Below are 20,845 nucleotides of genomic sequence, written 5' to 3'. Positions count from 1 at the left end.
GGGGGGGGGGGGGGGCGGCCCCCCCCCGGCCGCGGCCCCCGCCGGGCCGCGCCCCCCCAGCCGGCGCCGAGGCCGGCCGGGGGGAGGGCGTCGACATCTCCGACGAGGCGCTCGCGCGGGTCGGCGCCCAGCTCGCGATCACCGCCGAGGAGTACGACCGGACCGGGGAGTTCCCCTGGGCCGGTGTGCACGCCGTGCACGACGCCGGACTGCTGCGCCTGGGCATCGACCCGCGCTACGGCGGCCAGCCCCTGACGCCGACGGACAGCATCCGCGTGTTCCAGGCACTCGGCACGGGCGACCCGTCGGTCGCGCTGATCACCTCGATGACGGTCTTCCAGCACGTCCTGCAGGCCCGCGCCCCGTTCTGGCCCGAGGAGCTCTACCGCCGCGTCGTCGCCGACTCGCGCCACCGCCCGGTGCTGCTCAACGCGATCCGCGCCGAACCCGAACTCGGCGCGCCGGCCCGCGGCGGGCTGCCCGCGACGAAGATCCGCCGCGACGGCGACGGCTGGGTCCTCACCGGCCACAAGGGCTTCGCGACTAGCTCCGAGGGGCTCAGCTACCACCTGGTGTGGGCGGCCACCGAGGAGGACGACCCGCTCCTCGGGCACGCGGTGGTCCCCGCCGACACCCCGGGCATCGAGATCGTCCGCACCTGGGACCACTTCGGGCTGCGGGCGAGCAGCACCCACGACGTCCTCTACCACGACGTTCGGCTGCCCGCCGACCACTTCACGGGCGTGCGTGCCTCGGCCCAGTCCGCCGACGCCGCCATCGCCGCGATCGGGATCGGCGCGAGCGCCCTGTACGTCGGCGTCGCCCGCGCCGCGCAGGAGTTCTTCCTGCGCTTCGCGCACGAGCGGGTGCCCACGGCGCTGGGCCGCCCCATCGCCACGACCGAGCGCATCCAGACCATCGCCGGCGAGATCGAGGCGCAGCTCGTCGCCGCCGAGGAGATCGCCTTCGCGGTCGCGCGCCGCTTCGAGACAGGTGATCCGCGGGCCGGTGAGCGGGCGCTGCTCGCCAAGCCGCTGATCGCCCGCGCCGCGATCAGCGCCGTGCAGACCGCGGTCGCCGCGCTCGGCAACCCCGGGCTGACCCGGCACAACCCGCTCGAACGCCACCTGCGCGACGTCCACTGCGTGCGCGTGCACCCGCCGCAGGAGGACACCGCCCTGCTGCTCGCCGGCCGGCGCACCCTCGCCGCCGCCGCTCCCCCCGCACCCGCTCCCCCCGCACCCGCGCCCCTCGCACCCGAAGGCCCCGCGGCGTCCCCCACCGCCCACTGATCCCGGCGGCCCGCCGCGCCCCATCCCGTGCTCTCCGCCCGCCTGTCACACCCCGTCGCTTCCAGCAGCATCACAAGGAGTACCAAAGCCATGAGCACGTCGTACCGCCACCGACCAGGGAGACGGCTGGCCGCAGCCGCCGTCTCCGTCCTCGCGGCTGTCACCCTCGCGGCCTGCGGGAGCGGCGGTGGGTCCGGCTCGGACAGCGCCGGCGCGGCGCCGGGCGGCACGCCGGTCTCCGGCGGCCGGCTGAAGATCGCCTTCTACGGGGACCTGCAGGGCTGCATCGACCCGAACCAGGTGTACTGGATCGAGTCGCGCAGCATCGACCGCAACATCGCCGACTCCCTCACCGACCAGGACCCGAAGACCGGGAAGATCGTCCCGTGGCTCGCGACGAGCTGGACGGTGAACCCGCAGGCCACCGAGTTCACCTTCAGGCTCCGCGACGGCGTCACCTTCAGCGACGGCACCAGGCTCGACGCCGCCGCCGTGAAGACCGCCCTCGACGGCACCCATGACCTGGGCGCCCGCTCCATCCTCGGCGTCACCTACCTTGCCGGCTACCAGGCGACCACCGTCGTCGACCCCACCACCGTCAAGGTCGACTTCTCCCAGCCCAACGCCGGGTTCCTCCAGGCCACCTCCACGACGACGCTCGCGATCCTGTCGCCGGCGACGTACCGGGAGACGCCCGAGGCCCGCTGCGCCGGCAAGGTCATCGGCTCGGGTGCGTTCACCCTCGACACCTACAGCGCCGGCAGGTCCGTGAAGATCACCCGGCGCGCCGGCTACGCCTGGCCGAGCTCGCTGGTCACCAACAAGGGTGCGGCCCACCTCGACGGCATCGACGTCAGCTACATCGGCGAGGACAGCGTCCGGGTCGGCAGCCTGACCAACGGCACCATCGACATCGCCTGGCCCCGCCAGCCGATCTCCTCGGCCGACCAGCAGGTCATCACCGCCTCCGGCGCCACCATCGAGACCCGCGCCCTGCCCGGCATCGCCGGCATTCTCACCCCGAACGTCACCGCCGGGCGCCCGCTCGCCGACGTCGCCGTCCGCAAGGCCGTGCAGAAGGCCCTGGACCTCGACAGCTACGCCAAGACCGTCTTCTGGGACGACTACCCGGTGGCGAGGAGCCCGCTGACGTCCACCACGCCGTACTTCACCGACGAGAGCGCGAAGCTCACCCACGACCCGGCCGGCGCGGCGAAGCTCCTCGACGGCGCCGGCTGGACGCTCGGCTCCGACGGGTACCGGCACTCCGGCGGCAGGAAACTCACCCTGACCTACATCACCCCGACGCCCAGCCCCGGTGACCAGCTCATCCAGGACCAGCTCAAGAAGGTCGGCATCGACCTGCAGATCAAGGTTCTCACCATCGCGCAGCTGACCCCGCAGGCCAACGCCGGCAGCTACGACCTGGTCGCGACCTACCTGACCAGGGCCGACCCGAGCGTGCTGGGCTCCGCCATCGACCAGGCCGTGTCCAAGCAGTACACGGCGAGGTACAGCCAGGACCCGGCGACCGCCGCGCAGGTCAGCAGGCTGTTCGTCACCGGGCAGTCCACCGTCGACCCGCAACGGCGGGCGTCGGCCTACCAGGACCTGCAGAACTACCTCGTCGACAACGCGGTCGTCTTCCCGCTCTACGACCGCGTGCAGACCGCCGGGGTGTCGAAGAAGGTGCACGGGTTCGCCTGGACCTCCGAGGCGTTCCTGCGCGCCAACGACATCTGGCTGTCGACGTAGACATGGCTCGCTATCTCGCCGGCAGGTTCGCCCAGGCACTGCTCGTGCTCTGGGCGGCCTACACGGTCGTCTTCGTCATCCTGCACGTGCTGCCCAGCGACCCGATCACGCTGCAGCTCTCCGCCGGCGGCGCCGACATCAGCCAGCTCACCCCGGCCGCACTGCACGACCTCAAGGCCCGCTACGGCCTGAACGACCCCGTGGGAGTGCAGTACGTCCACGCCCTGTGGCACGCGCTGCACGGCGACTTCGGGATGTCGCTGACGCAGAACGTCTCCGTCGGCTCGCTCATCGCCGACAAGCTGCCCTCGACGCTGGAACTGACCGCCGTGTCCCTCCCGCTGATGCTCGTCGGCGGCTTCGGGCTGGCCCACCTCGCCGTGTTCGTGCGGTGGCGCCCGGCCCGCACCCTGCTCGCCCGGCTGCCCGCGGTGGGCGTGTCCCTGCCGCAGTTCTTCGTCGGACTGCTGCTCATCCAGCTCTTCTCGTTCTCGCTGAGCTGGTTCCCCGCCACCGGCAGCAGCGGCTGGCGCAGCCTCGTGCTGCCGGCGGTGACGATGTCGCTCATCGGCGCGTCGATGCTCGCCCAGCTGCTCACCCGCAGCTTCGACGACACCTGGCGCGAGGCCTACATCGTGACCGCGCAGGCCAAGGGCCTGTCCCGGGGGACGGTGCAGCGCCGGCACGTGCTGCGCAACGCCTGCCTGCCGGCGCTGACCCTGCTCGGCATCCTGCTCGGCTACACGGTGACGAACTCGGTCGTCGTCGAGGCGGTGTTCTCCCGCAACGGCATCGGCCAGCTCACCCAGCAGGCCGTGCTCGGCCAGGACGTTCCCGTGGTCCAGGCCATCGTGCTGATCGCCGCGGCCGGATTCGTCCTCGCGAACCTGCTCGTGGACCTGCTCTACTCGCTGCTCGACCCCCGCGTGGCACACGCGGCGGGGACGGGCTAGGGAAGGCGCGCCATGCCCGACAACCTCGTCTCCGCGGACGTCGCGGCCGACCCCGACCTGGTCCTCGACGTCCTGGCGGCACCGCCCGCGGGCGCGGCACCCGGCCGCGGGGCCCCCGCGTCCGCCGCCGCTGTCACCACCGTCACCACCCCGGTCGCCCCCGCCTCCGCCTCGACGATCAGCGGCGGCGGGGGGCCGCGCCGGCGCCTCGCCGCGGGAACGCCGCTGGGGCGGCTGGTGCGCCGGCCGGGGTTCGTGCTCGCCGCGGTGTTCGTCGCGTTCGTGATCGTGTCGGGGCTGGTGCCGTCGCTGTTCACCTCCTACGGCCCGTCCGCGACCTCGCCGGCGGACAAGCTGCGCGGGCCGAGCACGACCCACCTGTTCGGCACCGACGAGCTGGGCCGGGACCTGTTCAGCCGGGTCCTGCACGGTTCCACCCTGACGATCAAGGCGACCGGCGGTGCGGTGCTGATCGCGATCGTCGCCGGCCTGGCCATCGGCGTGATCTCCGGGTTCTGCGGCGGCTGGGTCGACGGGCTGCTCATGCGCGTCGTGGACGTTCTGCTCGCCATCCCGATCCTGCTGATGGCCCTCACGATCGTCACCGCGCTCGGGTTCGGCCTGGTGCCGATGGCCGTCGCGGTGGCCACCGGCATCGCCCCCGGATTCGCCCGCACGACCCGGGCGGAGGTGCTGCGGGTGCGCTCGCAGGCCTATGTGGAGGCCGCGCGCACCGGCGGCGCGTCCTGGGGCCGGGTGCTGCTGCGCCACGTGCTGCCGAACTCGTGGGGCCCCGTCGGCGTGCTCGCCGTGCTCGACTTCGGTACGGCGGTGCTGCTCATCTCCAGTCTGAGCTTCCTCGGCTTCGGCACCCCGCCGCCCGCGGCGGAATGGGGCACCCTGATCGCCGGCGGACGCAACTACCTGATCACCAGCCCGTGGCTGGCGCTGCTGCCCGGCCTGTTCGTCGGCCTGGTCGTGTTCAGCCTCAACCACGTCGCCCGGTCCCTGGAAGAGGTGCAACGTTGAGCACAGCCCCGGCTGATTCGACGGTGCGGCCCCCGGCGGCGGACCCGACACCGATCGTGGCGCTGTCCGGCCTGAGCATCGCCTACCGCCAGGGCGGGCAGCTCGTGCCCGCCGTCGAGGACGTCGACCTCGCCGTCGCCCCCGGCGAGACCGTCGCGGTCGTCGGGGAGTCCGGCTCCGGCAAGACGACGACCGCCAGCGCGATCCTCGGCCTGCTGCCCGCGGGCGGCGTCGTCACCGCGGGCCACATCGAGATCGCCGGCACCGACGTCACCGCCGCGCCCGAACGGGTGCTGCGCGCCCTGCGCGGCACCGTCGTCGGCCTCGTCCCGCAGGACCCGATGGTCGGCCTCAACCCGACGATGCGCCTCGGCACCCAGGTCGCCGAGGCGGTGCGCCGCCGCGGCGTCGACCGCCGCCGCGCCCCCGCCGAGGCGCTCGAGGCCCTCGAGCGTGCCGGTGTCGACCAGCCGGTGATGCGGGCCCGGCAGTACCCGCACGAACTGTCCGGCGGGCTGCGCCAGCGGGTGCTCATCGCCATCGCGATCGCCGGGCGTCCCCGGCTCCTCGTCGCCGACGAGCCGACCAGCGCCCTCGACGTCACCGTCCAGCGGCGCATCCTCGACCACCTCGCCGGCCTCGTCGCCGACTCCGGCACCGCGCTGCTGATCATCACCCACGACCTGGGGGTCGCCGCCGACCGGGCCGACCGCGTCGTCGTCATGCGCCGCGGGCGCATCGTCGAGCAGGGCGCGCCGGCGCAGATCCTGCTGCGCCCGCGCGAGCAGTACACCCGCCACCTCCTCGAGGTCGCGCCCGCGCTGTCCCACGCCGGCCGGGTCGTGCCCGCCCATGCCGAGGCACCGCCGGCCCCGGAGGTGCTGCGCCTCGACGCCGTCGGCAAGGACTTCCGACTGCCCCGCGGTGGCGCCGAGCGGGTCTTCCGCGCGCTCGACGAGATCAGCCTGTCGGTGCGGGCCGGGCAGACCCTCGGCCTCGTCGGCGAGTCCGGCTCCGGCAAGACCACGGCGCTGCGCATCGCGATGGGTCTGGAACAGCCCACCCGCGGCCGGGTGCTCCTCGACGGCACCGACATCACCGGCGCCGGCTGGTCGACGCTGCGCCCGTTGCGGCGGCGCTTCCAGCTCGTGCACCAGAATCCCTACTCGTCGCTGGACCCGCGGTTCACCGTCGCCCAGAGCATCGCCGAACCGCTGGTGTCCTACCGGGTCGGGGACCGGGCCAGCCGGGCCGCCCGGGTGCGCGAGCTGCTCGACCAGGTGGCGCTGCCCGCCGCCCACGCCGGGCGGCGCCCCGCGGAACTCTCCGGTGGCCAGCGCCAGCGGGTCGCGATCGCCCGGGCGCTGGCGCTCTCGCCCGAGCTGGTCTTCCTCGACGAGCCGGTGTCCGCGCTCGACGTGTCCGTGCAGGACCAGATCCTGTCGCTGCTGCTGCGGCTGCAGAACGAACTCGGCGTCGGCTACCTCTTCATCTCCCACGACCTCGCCGTCGTCGCCCAGCTCGCCCACCACGTCGCCGTGCTGCGCGCGGGGAGGATCGTGGAGAGCGGCCCGGCCGCGGCCGTGCTCAGCGCGCCGACGCGGGAGCACACCCGTGAGCTGCTCGGCGCCGTCCCCGGCCAGCGTTTCGCCGCGGAACTCGCCGCCGCGGCCACCCCCGGCGCCACCCCCGGCGCCCCGCGGAAAGAAGGATGAGCGCCATGAGCCGCACTGACCCCGTCCTCCCCGGCCGCCCGGCCGGCGACCGTCCGGACCGCCCGTCGGCGACCCGTCGGTGGATCGTCATCGGCGCGGGCGCCGTCGGCGCGACCGTCGCCGCGCAGCTGCGCGAGGTCGGCGTCGACGTCGTCGTCGTCGCCCGCGGGGCGAACCTCGACGCGCTGCGCGCCGGCGGGCTGCGCTACCTCCGCCCGCCGGCCACCCCCGGCGGACCGGCGGACGTCCGCCGCGTCGAGCTGACCGTCGCCGCCGGCCCCGGCGAGGTCACGCTGCGCGCCGGCGACGTGCTCGCCCTCGCGACCAAGGCGCAGGACTCCGAGGCGCTGCTCGCCGACTGGGCCTGGCAGCCCGTCGACGCCGACGCCGACGCCGCACCCACCACCGCCGCCGAGACGCTGCCCGTCGTGCTCCTGCAGAACGGCCTCGACAGCGCCCGCGCGGCACTGCGCCGCTTCGCCACCGTCGTCGACGCGGTCGTGATGAGCCCCTCGTCGCACCTGCGCCCCGGCGAGGTCATCTCACCGGCCGCGCCGGTCGCCGCCGCGTTCCTGCTCGGCCGGGTGCCCACCGGCGGCCCCGGCGAGACCGTCGTCGAGGACATCGCCGCCGACCTGCACCGCGCCGCGTTCGCCGTGCGGGTCGTCGGCGACATCGGCCGGTGGAAGGCCGGCAAGCTGCTCGGCAACCTCGCCTACAACCTCGACGCCCTCTACCCGCCCGGCCCGCGCCGCGACGCCGTCGCCGCCGAACTGCTCGCCGAGGCCCGCCGGGCGTTCGACGCCGCCGGCATCACCACCGCCGACCTGTTCGCCGAGCGCGGCCTGGACCTCACCGGCCTGACCATCCACGACATCCCCGGCCACCCCCGCCACGGCAGCTCCACCTGGCAGAGCCTGGCCCGCGGCGCGTCGGTCGAGTCGGACTACCTCAACGGCGAGATCGTCCTGCTCGCCCGGCTGCACGGTCTGGCCGCCCCGGTCAACGCCGGCGTCGCCCAGCGCGTCGCCACCGCCGCGCGCCTCGGGGTCCCCCCGGGCGGCCTCGGCGAGGACGACCTCGACGCGCTGCTCGCCACCGTCCACCCCGCGCGCCCCGCCGCCGCCGTCCCGGGCCGCCCCGCGGCCGTGCTCGTCGAGGCCAGGACGCTGCACGACGAGCTGGCCTCCGCCCACCCGCCGCTGCTGCTCGACGTCCGCTGGGCCCTCGGCGCCCCGCACGGCCACGACCACTACCGCGACGGGCACCTGCCCGGCGCCGTCCACGTCGACCTCGACATCGAACTCGCCGCCGCCCCCGGCGGCACCGCCGGACGCCACCCGCTGCCCGCCATCGCCGACCTGCAGGCCGCCGCGCGCCGGTGGGGGCTGCGCGCCGGACGCCCCGTCGTCGTCTACGACGACAACGGCGGGCTGTCCGCCGCCCGCGCCTGGTGGCTGCTGCGCTGGGCCGGCGTCGCCGATGTGCGCATCCTCGACGGCGCGCTGGCCGCCTGGCGCGATGCCGGACTGGCCCTGGAGACCGGAGAGATCATCCCCGCGCCCGGCGACGTCGAGCTCACGGCCGGGCACCTGCCCGTCCTCGACGCCGACGGTGCCGCCGCCGTCGCCCGCGACGGCGTGCTCCTCGACGCCCGCGCCGCCGAGCGCTACCGCGGCGAGGTGGAGCCCGTCGACCCGCGCGCCGGCCACATCCCCGGCGCGGTCAGCGCCTCCACCGGGGACAACCTCGACGCCGCCGGCCGGTTCCGGCCCGCCGACGAGCTGCGGGCCCGCTTCGCCGCCCTCGGTGTCCCGACGCCGAACGTCGACGGCGCGGGCGACGGCGACGGGCCGTCGGACGCGGCGCCCCTCGCCGTGTACTGCGGCTCCGGGGTGACCGCCGCCCACGAGATCGCCGCGCTCGCCGTCGCCGGCCTCGACGCCGCTCTGTACCCCGGCTCATGGTCGGCCTGGTCCTCGGACCCGAACCGTCCCGTGGCCACCGGGCCCCGATGAGCCTCGAACACCCGGCCGCCGCCGTGCACGCCAGGACGACGACCGGGCCGGCGGCACCGGAGGGCACCGGACCGGCCGACCCGGCCGAGGCGGCAGTTGCCGAGGCGGCAGTCGTCGAGGCCACGGAGGCCAAAACGGCGGTGGTCGAGGCGGCGGTGGTCGAGGCGGCGGTGGTCGAGGCGGCGGTGGTCGAGGCGGCGGTGGTCGAGGCGTTCGCGGTGGCGCTGCCCGTCGGGCGTTGGAGCACCGATCCGGCGGTCGTCGACGCGCATCGGCTCGATCGCTCCGGCTGGATTCCCACCGGGCGGCCCCTCGGTGTCGCCTTCGCTCGGGAGGTCGCCGACGTGCAGGCGGTGCTGCGGGTCGCCGCCGCCCGCCGGGTGCCGGTGACGGTCCGCGGCGCCGGCACGGGCCTGGCCGGCGGCGCCGCGGCCGGCGGCGGCATCGTGCTCGACGTGGCCGGCATGGACAGGATCCGCGAGCTGTCCGTCGAGGACGGCGTCGCCGTCGTCGAACCCGGGGTCATCACCGCCGACCTCGACGCCGCCGCCCGCGCGGTCGGCCTGAGCTACCCGCCGGACCCGGCGAGCGCCGCGATCTCCACCATCGGCGGGAACATCGCGACGAACGCCGGCGGGCTGCACTGCGCGAAGTACGGCGTCACCCGCGAGTCGGTGCTCGGCCTGGACGTCGTGCTCGCCGACGGCGAGGTGCTGCGCACCGGGCGGCGTTCCGTCAAGGGCGTCGCCGGCTACGACCTGACCAGCCTGTTCGTCGGTTCCGAGGGCACCCTCGGGGTCGTCGTCGCCGCGACCGTGCGGCTACGCCCGCTCGCCCGGGACCCGGTGACCCTCGCCGGGTTCTTCGACACCGTCGGCGCCGCCGTCGACGCCGTCACCGCCCTCGGCGCCGCCGGGGTCGTGCCCGCCGTCGCCGAACTGCTCGACGCCCGCACCGTGCGCGCCGTCGACGCCGCCACCGGCTCGCACCTCGCCGCCCACGGCGAGGTGTTCCTGCTCGTGCAGACCGACGGCCCCGGCGCCGCCGCCGAGGCCGACCTCGCCGAGGCGGTGCTCACCGCCCGGGCCCGGCGCGTGCGCCGCTCGACGGATCCGGCGCAGGCCGAGGCGCTGTTCGCCGCCCGGCGCGCGGCGCTGCCAGCACTGCAACGCCTCGGCCGGGTCCTCATCGAGGACATCGCCGTGCCCCGCGGCGCCCTGGCCCGCGCCGCCGCCCGCGTCACCGAGATCGGCGCCGCCCACGGCGTCGACATCTTCACGATGGCGCATGCCGCCGACGGCAACCTGCACCCGATCATCGTCGTCGACCCGACCGAACCGGAGATCCCGCCGCGGGCCTGGGCCGCCGCCGAGGAGATCTTCGCTCTCGCCCTCGACCTCGGCGGCACCGTCACCGGGGAACACGGTGTCGGTGTGCTCAAACGCCGCTGGCTGGCCGCCGAGCTCGGCCCCCGAGCCCACGACCTGCAACACCGGCTGCGCGCCGTGTTCGACCCCGCCGGCATCCTCAACCCCGGCCGCGCCCTGTAAATCCGCGTCGGGCATCGGGCGATCGAAGGACTCCAGGCCCGCAGGTCGGCGACGATGGTGCTCAGCGTGGCCGGCCTGCCGGCCTGACACCGTCACAGAACGACCAACCCACGTGGCGAGGAGTGGACCATCGACGGCGTCTTCCGCTCACTGCGGGTCTACAACTTCCGCCTCTTCGCGGTCGGGCAGGTCCTCTCGGTCACCGGCACCTGGATGATGTTCACCGCGCAGGACTGGCTCGTGCTCTCCCTCAGCCACGACTCCGGCTCGGCCCTGGCGCTGGTGACCGCGCTGCAGTTCACCCCGATGATGCTGCTGACCCTCTACGGCGGGCGCCTCGCCGACCGGTACGACAAGCGGGCCCTGCTCACCGGCGCCAACCTGGCCGCCGGCGTGCTGTCCGCGGCCCTCGCGCTGCTCGTGCTCACCGGCGCCGTCCGCCTCTGGCAGGTCTGCCTGTTCGCGCTGGGGATCGGCCTGGTCAACGCGGTCGAGATGCCGACGCGGATGTCGTTCGTCAGCGAACTCGTCGGTCCCGAGCTGCTGCCCAACGCCTCCGCGCTGTCCGCGGCCTACTTCAACGTCGCCCGCGTCGTCGGCCCCGCCGCCGCCGGCCCGCTCATCGCCGCCTTCGGCACCGGACCGGCGATGGCCCTCAACGCCGGCAGCTACCTGGCCACCGTCGTCGGCCTGCGGCTCATGCGCACGGCGGACATCGCGCGGGCCCGCCGACCCGACCGGCCCGCGCGGGTCGTCGACGGCCTGCGCTACGTCCACGGCCGCCCCGACCTCGTCGTCGTCTTCGGACTGATCGCCGCCGTCGGCCTGTTCGGGATGAACTTCCAGCTCACCGTCCCGCTGCTGGCCCGCACCGTGTTCCACGCCGACGCGGCGACGTTCGGGCTGCTCACCACGGGTCTCGCGGTCGGCTCGCTGGCCTCCGCGCTGGTGACCACGGGGCGCCGGTCGCGCCCCTCGGCGCGGATGGTCATCGTCTCGGCGTTCGCGTTCGGGCTGCTGGAAGCCGCCGCCGGCGGCGCGCCGAGCTATCCGGCGGCGATCGGCCTGCTCGCCCTGACCGGCTTCGCGACGCTGTACTTCGCCCAGGCGGCGAACCACCGCATCCAGCTCGGCAGCGACCCCGCCTACCGTGGCCGGGTGATGGCCCTCTACAGCCTCATCCTGCAGGGCACCACGCCCCTGGGCGCGCTGTTCGTCGGCTGGCTCGCCGACGTCTCGAACGCGCGGGCCGGGCTGTACGCGGGTGGACTGATCTCCGCCGCCGCGGCGCTCGGGGCGTGGGCGGCGCACCGGCTCTGGGCCGCGCCGGCCACGGAGGCACGCGGGGCCGCGGGGGCGGCGACAGCCGAGACCGGAACCCGGGCACACCCGGGAGATATCCGGAGCGGGGCCGGGCGGCACCCGGAAATCGCCTATCATGCGGACAGGGAAATCCTCGCCGGCACAGCGGAGAAGTCAGCGGGCGCACCGCCTTCCAGCGGCGGCACCCCCACCCAGGGATCGGAGCGCGGTGACACCTTTGTCCACTGAAACCGGGCAGTGGCTGCGGAGTTTTCGGCCAGGCCCGGCGACGGGACCGCGGCTGATCCTGCTTCCGCACGCCGGTGGTTCGGCGAGTTTCTTCGTGCCGTTGTCCCGGGCATTGTCCCCGGCCGCCGACGTGCACGCCGTGCAGTACCCCGGTCGCCAGGACCGGCGCCTCGAACCCGCCTTCACCGAGCTCGCGCCGCTGGCCGACAGCCTCGCCGAGGTGCTCCTCGGCCTCGACGACCGCCCGCTGGCCCTGTTCGGGCACAGCATGGGCGCGATTCTCGGCTTCGAGGTGATCCGCCGGCTGGAGAAGGCCGGCGGCCCGGCACCGTTCGTACTGATCGCGTCCGGCCGCCGCGCCCCGTCCACGGTGCGGGACGAGGCGTACCACCGCCTGCCCGACCCCGCCTTCGTCGCGGAGATGGGCACCCTCGGCGGCACCGATCCGCGGATTCTGGCCGAGCCCGAACTCGTCGAGATGATTCTGTCGCCCACCCGCGCCGACTATCAGGCCATCGAGACGTATCGGCCCGATCCCGGCGCGGTGATCAGCACTCCCATCATCGCGATGATCGGTGAATCCGACCCGCGGGTCACCACCGCCGAAGCGGAGCAGTGGCGAAACCACACCACGGCCTCCTTCGAGGTCCGCCACTTTCCCGGCGCCCACTTCTACCTGCTCGACCAGCAGGCCGCCCTCGTCGACGCGCTGACCCCGATCCTCACCGCCGCCCCCGGCAGCCACCCGCCGACCTGACCAGACCCGACGCTCACCTCGGCGCGGGAAAGCCGGTTGGGTCGCCGCCGACGGGCCGGCACAGTCCTGTCCTGTCGACGACGGAACCGGCACCGGTCGGAAACCATCCGCGGTCGGTCGCCGACCTGGTCCAGGCCGAGGCGAGCGGACAGCGCCTGGTGATGCGGTTCTTCTGGGGGCACCGACCTCCCGCGGGTGGTGCCATCGGCGCGAGCTGCCTGAGCCAGTGGTGGCCGGCGGAGTTCACCCGACGGCCCCCACCACGCCAGCGCCGACAGTTCATGATGGAACACAAGGCGACGCTGTTCGGCGACGCCGACATCGCCCGCGACATCCTGGCCACCGCCGACCGGGCCCGCGCCAAGGCCCTCGGCCGCCGCGTGCGCGACTACGACGACATCCGCTGGCAGCAGCACCGCCGCGCCATCGTCGTCGCCGGCAACACCGCGAGTTCGCCCAGGGCGCCCGCCTGCGTCACTATCTGCTGGGCACCGGCGCCGACATCCTCGTCGAGGCCAGCCCGGTCGACGACGTCTGGGCCATCGGCCTGGCCGCCGACGACGACCGCGCCCGCCGCCTGGCCCGGCCCGGCCCGGCCCGGCCCGGCCCGGCCTGAACCTCCTCGGGTTCGCCCTCAGGGACGTCCGCGCCCTGCTCGCCGACCCCGCTCGTCCCTGACGGCGCCCGCGGGCGTTGACGCCAGGCGCCCGGCCGGGATCCGGCGATCAGCCCGCGCTGTCGGACGGCCCCGCCGGGACCGGTCGACGGGACGGCGTCACGCCCGTTCACGATCCTGATCCTGTCCCCGGTCAGCAGGTATGACAGCGCATCGACGTAGAGGGACCTGTTGAGCCGGAACAGGATTCCGTCGTCGTAGATCCCCGAGCGAATGGTCGCGCGGTCCAGATCGCCCTCGCTGAGGTACTCGAGAATCAGCACCTGTGCCCGCCGCGACAGTGATTCCCGAATGGCCTTGAAAGCCCACGCTGCCGCGCCTGCGAACAGGCCGGAGACGCTGATGGTCGCGGTGAGCTGGGCGTCGGAGCGGAACCCGTGGACGAGGAGCAGGACGATGTCGCCGAGCAGCGCAAGGCCGCTCCCCAGGAAGACGACGAGGACGCTCGTACTCGACGCGCTGTTGCTGGCGAACAGAGCGGCCGTGAACATGGCGAGAACAAGGACCACGGCAAGGATCGGCAACAGAATCGGATGCGGTAACGGCGGGGACCGCCCGTGCGTCGACGGGACCCCGGGCGCGCATCGCCGCCGTCGAAGCGGTAAGCGCGCAACGATCTCCGCCGCGCAGCCGGACCTCGAACCGCCGCCGCGCCCGAACCTGGTTGCCGGAGTTGTTCGAACGCGGAGCACGGAGCTGCCGGATCGACAGCCGCGGGGGGGACGCATACTCGACGGCCGATTCGCGGAAACGACGGGCACCGGGGAAAGGACGGATCGGAGAGAAAGTGGCGTCGGGTCGGACGGCGCGTTCATGGCCGCATTGCAGGTCGGCCTCGGCCCTAACCTCGATTGGTGCAGGATCGCATGTCGGCGATCCTTGTGCCGTGAATCTCGTCTGCGCTCGGACCTGTTGTGGCGCCGTGGGGGTGTGCGTGGGTCCGCCGGTCTAGCCTCTGTGCTGTGCCGGTCGGCGGGGCCGAAAATCCGGGGCAGGCGATCCATGAACCGGCAAGCTCTTTCCACGTGAATGCGAACACGGTGCTGCGCCAACGGGGGACGGTGGCGGCAGCCCGTTGTTGGCCTGGCGAAAGTGCTTCCAGTCGCCGCGGATCTCCTGCGCGTTGTCGCACGTCAGAGTGACCGGTGGGACTGGGGAGAGCGTGAAGGAGCTAAAGGAGCCGCCCGGATCGGGCGTGCACTATCATCATCTGGACGCGCTGCGCGCCGTGTTCATGCTCACCGGTGTCTTCGTCCATGCGTCCACGCTGGGTCATGACCCGATCTTCCACGGCATCGCCTACGCCTCGAGCCTGTTTCGGATGGAAGGCTTCTTCCTGATCTCCGGGTTTCTCTCGGTGATGCTGGTCGAGAAGTACGGGGCAAGCCGGGCGGTGCGCCGCCGGCTCGCCGCCGTCGGAACGCCGTTCCTGTGTACGTTCGTGTTGTTCAACCCGGCCACGCTCTGGATGACGTACAACTTCCACAACGATCCGAACATCTCGTTCCTGGACTTCATGCGGGGGCGGACCATCCCGCATCCCCAGGGCGAGCTGCACTGGACGTTGCACCTGTGGTTCCTTGTCGTCCTGCTCGTCTACGCGCTGTGCACGCCCGTGACAGTCACCCTGATGTCCCGGCTCGTCGCCACCGCGGCGTTTCAGCGAGCCACCGAGGGGCGACTGCGGATGATGACCACGATCATCTCCATCGTCGTGGCGATCACCATCGTGCTGCGCGGGGCGCGGCGGGCCGTCGTCGAACCCGTCCTCGGCACCGGCTCCATCGGCGAGCTGGCCCGCTTCACCCTGGAGTTCCTGCCGTTCTTCGCCCTCGGCGTGCTGCTCTACCTGGACCGGCGCCGGCTGCTGCCCCTCTATCAACGCCCCGCGCCGGTGCTCCTCGCCGTCTCCGGCGCCGCGCTGCTCGCCGCGAACAAGGGCTGGGTGCCCGGACTCGCGTCGGGCACCGGACTGGTGCTGAGCGAGACCGTGGTCTCCATCGCGCTCACCGCAACCCTGTTCGCGGTCGGGGCGCGGCTCGTACCGGGACCGCGCGCCAGCGTCCGCTACCTCGCCGACGCCTCCTACACGGTCTACCTTCTCCACTTCTTCTGGATCTACATCTTCGCGACCCTGCTGCGGCTGCACCCATCCCTGCGCTGGCCGCAGATGCTCCTGGTCACGCTGCTCACCATCGCGATGACGCTGGCCATCCACCACTTCCTGATCATGCCGTCGGCCTTCCTGCGCACGATCTTCAACGGCAGGTTCCCGGCCCGTGGCCGACGCGGCTCGCCGTCCGACCTGCCGGCGCTGGTGCCGGCGGTGACCGGGGCCGTGGACGCGGAGATGACGCTGCCGCTGCCCAGGGCCCGTCGCCCCGCGATGGCGGACGCCGACCAGACACAGCCGCTGCGCTGGACGTGACCAGGGCATGACCTGGCATCGGAAGGACATCCGGGCTGGGCGGGCGAGGACTGCCCAGCTTCACCAGCGCACCGATGACGGCGTCGGATCCGGGTGCGCCCGCGGGCTGGTCACGGAAAGTCGCGTGCCGACGGTCGGCCACCACGTCCCGCGCGGATCGCGCAAACACGGTGACACAATTCCCGGCGTCGTGGAACTCGCGGCCGAGCCGAGGGGGCCGAGACAGGTCCGCAACGGATGGGGAGAAGGCATTGGGGGAATCGCGCGCCGCGTCGAAGTCGGACGTGCACTATCACCATCTGGACGCGCTGCGCGGCACGTTCATGCTCGTCGGCGTCTTCGTGCACGCCTCCACCCTCGGCCACGACCCGATCTTCCACGGCATCGCCTATGCCTCCGGGCTCTTCCGGATGCAGGGCTTCTTCCTGATCTCCGGGTTCCTGTCCGCCATGCTGGTGCTGAAGTACGGCGCCGCGCGAGCCGTCCGCCGTCGGATCGCCGCCGTGGCCACCCCCCTGGTCTGCACCCTCGTGCTGTTCAACCCGACCACGCTCTGGATGACGTACAACTTCCACAACGATCCGAACGTCTCGTTCCAGGACTTCCTCCGGGGGCGGACCATCCCGCATCCCCAGGGTGAACTGCACTGGACGCTGCACCTGTGGTTCCTCATCGTGCTGCTCGTCTACGTGCTCTGGGCGCCCGCCGCGGTCGCCCTGCTGTCCCGGCTCGTCGCGGCGGGGCCGTTCCAACGGGCCACGGCCCGACGGCTGCCCATGATGACCACGACCATCGTTCTCGTCGTGGCGGTCACCATTGTTCTGCGGGGGGCCCGCCGGGCGGTCGTCGAACCCGTTCTCGGTACCGGGACCACCGGCGAACTGGCCCGGTTCACCCTGGAGTTCGCGCCGTACTTCACCCTCGGCGTGCTGCTGTACCTGGACCGGGGACGGCTGCTGCCGTTGTTCCAACGGCCCGCGCCGGTGCTGCTCGCCGTCTCCGGCGCCGCGCTGCTCGCCGGGACCAGGGGATGGGTGCCGGCGCTCGCGTCGGGCACCGGCATGGTCCTGAGCCAGACCGTGGTCTCCCTCGCGCTGACCGCGACGCTGTTCGCCCTCGCCGCCCGGCTCGTGCCCGGCCCGCGCGCCGGCGCCCGGTACCTGGCCGACGCCTCGTACACGGTCTACCTGTTCCATTTCTTCTGGATCTACATCATCGCGACGCTGCTGCGGCTCAATCCGGCCCTGCGCTGGCCGCAGATGCTGCTGGTCACCCTGCTGGCCATCGGGGTGACCCTGGCCATCCACCATTTCCTGATCCTGCGGTCGCCCTTCCTGCGCACGATGTTCAACGGCAGGTTCCCGGCGAAGGACGCCCCGGTTCGCCCCGAACTCCTCCGTGGGGTTACCGACGCCACCGCCGCCGCGGCCATCGCGGACGCCGAGACCACGCTGTGGCTGCCCAGGGCCCGGGTGGCCCGGGCCGTGTCGGCGGCCGATCCGGACAGCACCCAGCCGCTGCGCTGGATCCCGTCCGAACGCCCCGGCGCGCAGTCCCACAGTTTCAGGAGGTGACGCAGGCGCAGGCGCGGACGCTGGCCGCGGTCCGCGCGGAACTCGCGCGGCTGGTCCGCCACGACGACGCCTCGCTCGTCCACGATGACTGGCTCCGGCAGCGTTACGAGGGTGGTTTCGCCGGGTCGTACGCGCCGGCCCGCGCGCAGGCGGTTGTCACGGCCTGGCACGAGGCGGGGCACGCGGTGGCGGCGCTGGCCGTCGCGGCCCGGTTCAGCTCGGCGTCCATCCGCGCCGGTGGGCGCAGTTCCGGGCGGGTGCACGCGATCACCGGCGGCGGCGCGGACGCGTTCGTGATCGAGGCCGGCGGCCAGGTCGCCGAGGGGCTGCGGTGCTGGACGCTGCCGTCCTCGGATTCCGAGGCGCGCGCGTGGCTGGCCGCCTGGCGACGCGACGGCGGGGACGCGCGGCGGTTCCGGGCGGGACTCGCCGGGACCCGGTTCGCCGGCGACGAGCTGGCGGCCTGGCGGTACAGCGTGGGGCGGTTGACGCCGCTGCGCCCGCAGATCCGCACGCTGGCCCGCGGCCTGCTGCTCTGGCCGCGGCACCTGCCGTACGCGGTGGCGGCAGCCCTGGTCGGGCCGCTGCCGGCCGACTCCGGCGCGCCAACCGGCTGAGGGCGCACGGCTGCGCCACGGCGGCCACAGGCGGCGGGCACGGTGCGGTCTCGGCGGGCACGGTGCGGTCTCGGCGGGCACGGTGCGGTCTCGGCGGGCACGGTGCGGTCTCGGCGCGCAGGGCGGCGCCGGGACCGCACCGCCACGGTGTTACCGGTGCGGGCGCGATCTCACTTTTCGAACGCGGCGACGAACGGGGTGTCCGCCTTGATCTTGCCCAGCCTGGTGGCACCGCCGGGCTCGCCGAGCGGCTCGTCGCGGCCGGGCAGGACATCGTTGAAGAACGCCACCTCACTGTCGATCCAGGTCTGGTCCTTCACCCGGTCGTCGCTGAGGACCGCCCCGACGGGGCAGGCGACCGCGCAGGCGCCGCAGTCGGTGCACTCGTCCGGGTGGATGTACATCTTGCGGTCGCCCTCGTAGATGCAGTCGGCCGGGCAGCCTTCCAGGCAGGCGCCGTCCTTGACATCAATACACCCGGCGGTAACGACGAATGGCATGAGAGCTCTCACTTCCGATCGACATTTACGGGACCGCGGCCGCGTGGCCGGTCTTCCCGTGGCTGGCCTACGACTTCGTTCCGGCGGGTGCCGGTCGGGTGGGGCGCCGTGCGGCTCACCCGGTGGGAATCGTAATGGCCGCGGCGGTGCCGAAACCGCTTCCGCTGTGAAAGTCATGTTAACAAACAGGCCGACGGAACAGCCTTGAGGAAAATGCGTTCTGGTGTGTCCGGGAAAAAGGTAAGGATATTTCTGTCGATGAATTTATCCTCGCCGTCATCCGACGCCGGGCTGGCGGCGGTCGGGTGCCGCGGGGACGAACCACGCGGTCGCCGCGACGGCACGCCGGCGCCGTGGCGACCGCGACACCGCGGCGGTGTCGACCATCCGGTACGCCAGGCACCGCCTGAAAGTGGTGGTGGGTCGCCCCGCGTCGGTACGGCGCCCGGCCGGCCGCGCCGTCGTCGCCGGTGTGATTCCCCGCGCGGGTGCGCGCCACGACGCCCGCGGCGCGGTACGGCGGGCGCTGCTCGCCGTCCTCTCGGCCGACCATCCAGGTCAGCGCCCTATCGGCCGGCGGTGAGCGGGGCGCGGTCGCGGTGTCGATTCTGGCGGCGGGCCGACAATAGCGGGGTCGCGGTTCCTGACCCGGCCTTTATGTGCCTTCCCATCGTGCTCTGACGGATTCAGTCGATGGCCCGGAATGGCGTATGTCGGTATGGCCTGGCGGGGTTCCATGGGCGTGTCCCGTGTCGACTTCGCGATAGGAACGACCAGTAGGAGGACGGCCGCCGTAAATTGCGCGGGGTGCCGGGCCCGGTTTCTGGTCGGCCGGACGGAGGGAATGTGGACGCGCGCGGCGGTGCCGACGGAGTCGAGCAGGTCGACGTCGAGCAGACAGGTGTCGACCGGGAGTCGGCGGGCGTCGAGGAGGCAGCCGGCGACGCTGCGGGAACCGGCGAAGCAGGAACCAGCACGGCGGGCGTGGCCAGGCCGGGCGTCGGCGGGTCGGTCGATGGCGGGTCGGTCGATGGCGGGCCGGTCGACAGCAGGCCGGGCGATGGCACACCGGGCGACGGCGGCCCGAACGGCGGCGCGGTCGACCTCGGGGAGGTGGGCGCGGACAAGGTCGGGCCCGACCGGACCGGCGGTCACGGGGCCGGTCGCGGGGGCGCGACCGGGGGCGATGAGCGGGCCGCGGCAGGGGAGCCGCCGGGCGGGCTGACGACCCGCCCGGAGCCGCTGCGCCCCGGGGATCCACGCGAACTGGGGGAGTACCGCGTTCTCGGCCGCCTCGGCGAGGGCGGCATGGGCACGGTGTACCTCGGTCGGGGGCGCGACACCGGCCTGGTCGCCGTGAAGGTCATTCGCGCCGACATCGCGCGCCTCCCGCGCTACCGGGAGCGTTTTCGCCGGGAGGCCGACGCGGGCCGCCTGGTCGCCCGGTTCTGCACCGCGGAGGTCCTCGACGTCGTCGACCCGGTGGACGGCGAGCCCTACCTGGTCACCGAGTTCATCGACGGTCCCACCCTGGCCCGGGCCGTCGCCGTGCACGGTCCGCTGGGCGGCGCGGACGTCGAGCGGGTCGCGGTCAGCGTCGCGGCCGCGCTCAGCGCCATCCACGGCGCCGGCCTGGTGCACCGAGACCTGAGCCCGTCGAACGTCCTGCTGTCCACCTTCGGCCCACGGGTCATCGACTTCGGACTCGCCCGGGTCTCCGACGACGCCCCGAGCGGCCCGCGCGGGCGGGTGGCGGGGACGCTGGCGTACATGGCCCCGGAGCAGGCCCGCGGCCACCGGGTGAGCGGTGCCGCGGACATCTTCGCCTGGGGTGGGCTGGTGCTGTTCGCCGCGACCGGGCGCGCCCCGTTCGGCGACGGGCCGACCGTCGACCAGCTCCGCCGCCTGCTGCACAGCGATCCCAGCTTCGACTGCCTCGACGCCCCGTTGCGCGATGCGGTGCGCGCGGCAATGCGGCGCGAGTCGGCCGGGCGTCCCAGCGCCGAGGAGCTGCTGCGCCAGCTCATCCAGCCCGGCGTGGCCGCCGAGACCATCATCACCAGCCGGCTGGACGTCGTCCCGCTGCGGGTGCCGGCCGCGACCGGAGATGATCCCGCGCCGTCGTCGGGAATGCTGGCGGCCACCCGGCCGCTGCCGGTGATCCCGCCCTGGCCCGACCCTGCCGACGCCGCGTCCACCCCGGCGCGGGCCGGCCGGCCGTGGACAGCCGCGCGGACCGCCCGACCGACGGGGCCGGGGCTGCCGGCCGGCGCGGGGCCGTGGCCGATGGTCACCGCCGCCGGCCCCGCCCGGCCGCCCGGCGGGGCGGGCGCGCCGATGGGCGGGCCGCCCGGGCGCGGCCCGATGTCCTTCGCCGAGTCCCCCGCCGACGCCTCGGGCCCGGACCGCCTCGCCGCGGCGAGGCGGTCC

16 protein-coding genes and 1 pseudogene are annotated in these 20,845 nt (G+C 73.8%); 16 read left to right on the top strand and 1 reads right to left on the bottom strand.

Features of this window, described 5'->3' with window-relative positions; translation table 11 throughout:
* Positions 1–95 precede the first annotated feature (95 nt).
* The 15 genes and pseudogenes from MXD60_RS17680 to MXD60_RS17615 all read left to right on the top strand — a co-directional run bounded on the left by MXD60_RS17680 (position 96) and on the right by MXD60_RS17615 (position 17,915).
* Positions 96–1,292: an acyl-CoA dehydrogenase family protein gene (locus MXD60_RS17680; RefSeq protein ID WP_248820415.1), complete on the top strand. Its 1,197-nt coding sequence runs from the start codon at positions 96–98 to the stop codon at positions 1,290–1,292.
* A gap of 90 nt (positions 1,293–1,382) precedes the next feature.
* Positions 1,383–3,047 carry an ABC transporter substrate-binding protein gene (locus MXD60_RS17675; protein WP_248820412.1) on the top strand — a complete coding sequence of 555 codons (1,665 nt, stop codon included), beginning with the start codon at positions 1,383–1,385 and terminating at the stop codon, positions 3,045–3,047.
* A 2-nt stretch (positions 3,048–3,049) separates the two neighbouring features.
* Entirely contained in the window at positions 3,050–4,000 is a 951-nt protein-coding gene (locus MXD60_RS17670) for an ABC transporter permease (protein ID WP_248820411.1), read from the top strand.
* A gap of 12 nt (positions 4,001–4,012) precedes the next feature.
* Positions 4,013–5,029, top strand: a complete 1,017-nt coding sequence (locus MXD60_RS17665; RefSeq protein ID WP_248820410.1) for an ABC transporter permease — start codon at positions 4,013–4,015, stop codon at positions 5,027–5,029.
* Positions 5,026–6,744 (top strand): dipeptide ABC transporter ATP-binding protein, encoded by a 1,719-nt coding sequence (locus MXD60_RS17660; RefSeq protein ID WP_248820409.1) that lies wholly within the window; start codon positions 5,026–5,028, stop codon positions 6,742–6,744. The genes MXD60_RS17665 and MXD60_RS17660 overlap by 4 nt, the downstream gene beginning before the upstream one ends.
* Before the next feature lie 5 nt (positions 6,745–6,749).
* A complete protein-coding gene (locus MXD60_RS17655) occupies positions 6,750–8,762 on the top strand; it encodes a rhodanese-like domain-containing protein (protein WP_248820408.1) in 2,013 nt (670 codons plus the stop codon).
* Positions 8,759–10,312 carry an FAD-binding oxidoreductase gene (locus MXD60_RS17650; RefSeq protein WP_248820407.1) on the top strand — a complete coding sequence of 518 codons (1,554 nt, stop codon included), beginning with the start codon at positions 8,759–8,761 and terminating at the stop codon, positions 10,310–10,312. The genes MXD60_RS17655 and MXD60_RS17650 overlap by 4 nt, the downstream gene beginning before the upstream one ends.
* A gap of 129 nt (positions 10,313–10,441) precedes the next feature.
* On the top strand, positions 10,442–11,863 hold the full coding sequence (locus MXD60_RS17645; RefSeq protein ID WP_248820414.1) for an MFS transporter: 1,422 nt from the start codon (positions 10,442–10,444) through the stop codon (positions 11,861–11,863).
* Positions 11,844–12,620 (top strand): thioesterase II family protein, encoded by a 777-nt coding sequence (locus MXD60_RS17640; protein ID WP_248820406.1) that lies wholly within the window; start codon positions 11,844–11,846, stop codon positions 12,618–12,620. The genes MXD60_RS17645 and MXD60_RS17640 overlap by 20 nt, the downstream gene beginning before the upstream one ends.
* Positions 12,621–12,781: 161 nt before the next feature.
* Positions 12,782–13,006, top strand: a pseudogene (locus tag MXD60_RS29455) (NADAR domain-containing protein); the annotation flags it as partial.
* Between the two features lie 17 nt (positions 13,007–13,023).
* On the top strand, positions 13,024–13,236 hold the full coding sequence (locus tag MXD60_RS29450) for an NADAR domain-containing protein (protein ID WP_308222522.1): 213 nt from the start codon (positions 13,024–13,026) through the stop codon (positions 13,234–13,236).
* Between the two features lie 437 nt (positions 13,237–13,673).
* A complete protein-coding gene (locus tag MXD60_RS28880; protein ID WP_283098546.1) occupies positions 13,674–13,838 on the top strand; it encodes a hypothetical protein in 165 nt (54 codons plus the stop codon).
* 653 nt (positions 13,839–14,491) lie between these two features.
* On the top strand, positions 14,492–15,724 hold the full coding sequence (gene mdoC, locus MXD60_RS17625) for a glucans biosynthesis protein MdoC (protein ID WP_248820405.1): 1,233 nt from the start codon (positions 14,492–14,494) through the stop codon (positions 15,722–15,724).
* A 251-nt stretch (positions 15,725–15,975) separates the two neighbouring features.
* Positions 15,976–17,298, top strand: a complete 1,323-nt coding sequence (gene mdoC, locus MXD60_RS17620) for a glucans biosynthesis protein MdoC (protein ID WP_248820404.1) — start codon at positions 15,976–15,978, stop codon at positions 17,296–17,298.
* Positions 17,295–17,915, top strand: a complete 621-nt coding sequence (locus MXD60_RS17615) for a hypothetical protein (protein WP_248820403.1) — start codon at positions 17,295–17,297, stop codon at positions 17,913–17,915. The genes mdoC (MXD60_RS17620) and MXD60_RS17615 overlap by 4 nt, the downstream gene beginning before the upstream one ends.
* Before the next feature lie 170 nt (positions 17,916–18,085).
* On the opposite strand, the gene MXD60_RS17610 is transcribed toward MXD60_RS17615, so the two are convergent.
* Positions 18,086–18,415 carry a DUF362 domain-containing protein gene (locus MXD60_RS17610; protein ID WP_248820402.1) on the bottom strand — a complete coding sequence of 110 codons (330 nt, stop codon included), beginning with the start codon at positions 18,413–18,415 and terminating at the stop codon, positions 18,086–18,088.
* An 846-nt stretch (positions 18,416–19,261) separates the two neighbouring features.
* Here MXD60_RS17610 and MXD60_RS17605 point away from each other — a divergent pair.
* On the top strand, positions 19,262–20,845 hold a 1,584-nt coding region (locus MXD60_RS17605), incomplete at its 3' end, for a serine/threonine-protein kinase (protein WP_518468162.1).

The sequence above is a fragment of the Frankia sp. AgB32 genome (assembly GCF_023243045.1).
Lineage (GTDB): Bacteria > Actinomycetota > Actinomycetes > Frankiales > Frankiaceae > Frankia.
Note: the sequence above shows the minus strand (reverse complement) of the source record. Positions and strands in the feature narration are given on the sequence as shown.

Coding starts and splice junctions, on each gene's coding strand:
- MXD60_RS17665 (WP_248820410.1), top strand. CDS start 4,013: ATGCCCGACAACCTCGTCTCCGCGGACGTCGCGGCCGACCCCGACCTG.
- MXD60_RS17675 (WP_248820412.1), top strand. CDS start 1,383: ATGAGCACGTCGTACCGCCACCGACCAGGGAGACGGCTGGCCGCAGCC.
- MXD60_RS17655 (WP_248820408.1), top strand. CDS start 6,750: ATGAGCCGCACTGACCCCGTCCTCCCCGGCCGCCCGGCCGGCGACCGT.
- MXD60_RS17670 (WP_248820411.1), top strand. CDS start 3,050: ATGGCTCGCTATCTCGCCGGCAGGTTCGCCCAGGCACTGCTCGTGCTC.
- MXD60_RS17610 (WP_248820402.1), bottom strand. CDS start 18,415: ATGCCATTCGTCGTTACCGCCGGGTGTATTGATGTCAAGGACGGCGCC.
- MXD60_RS17650 (WP_248820407.1), top strand. CDS start 8,759: ATGAGCCTCGAACACCCGGCCGCCGCCGTGCACGCCAGGACGACGACC.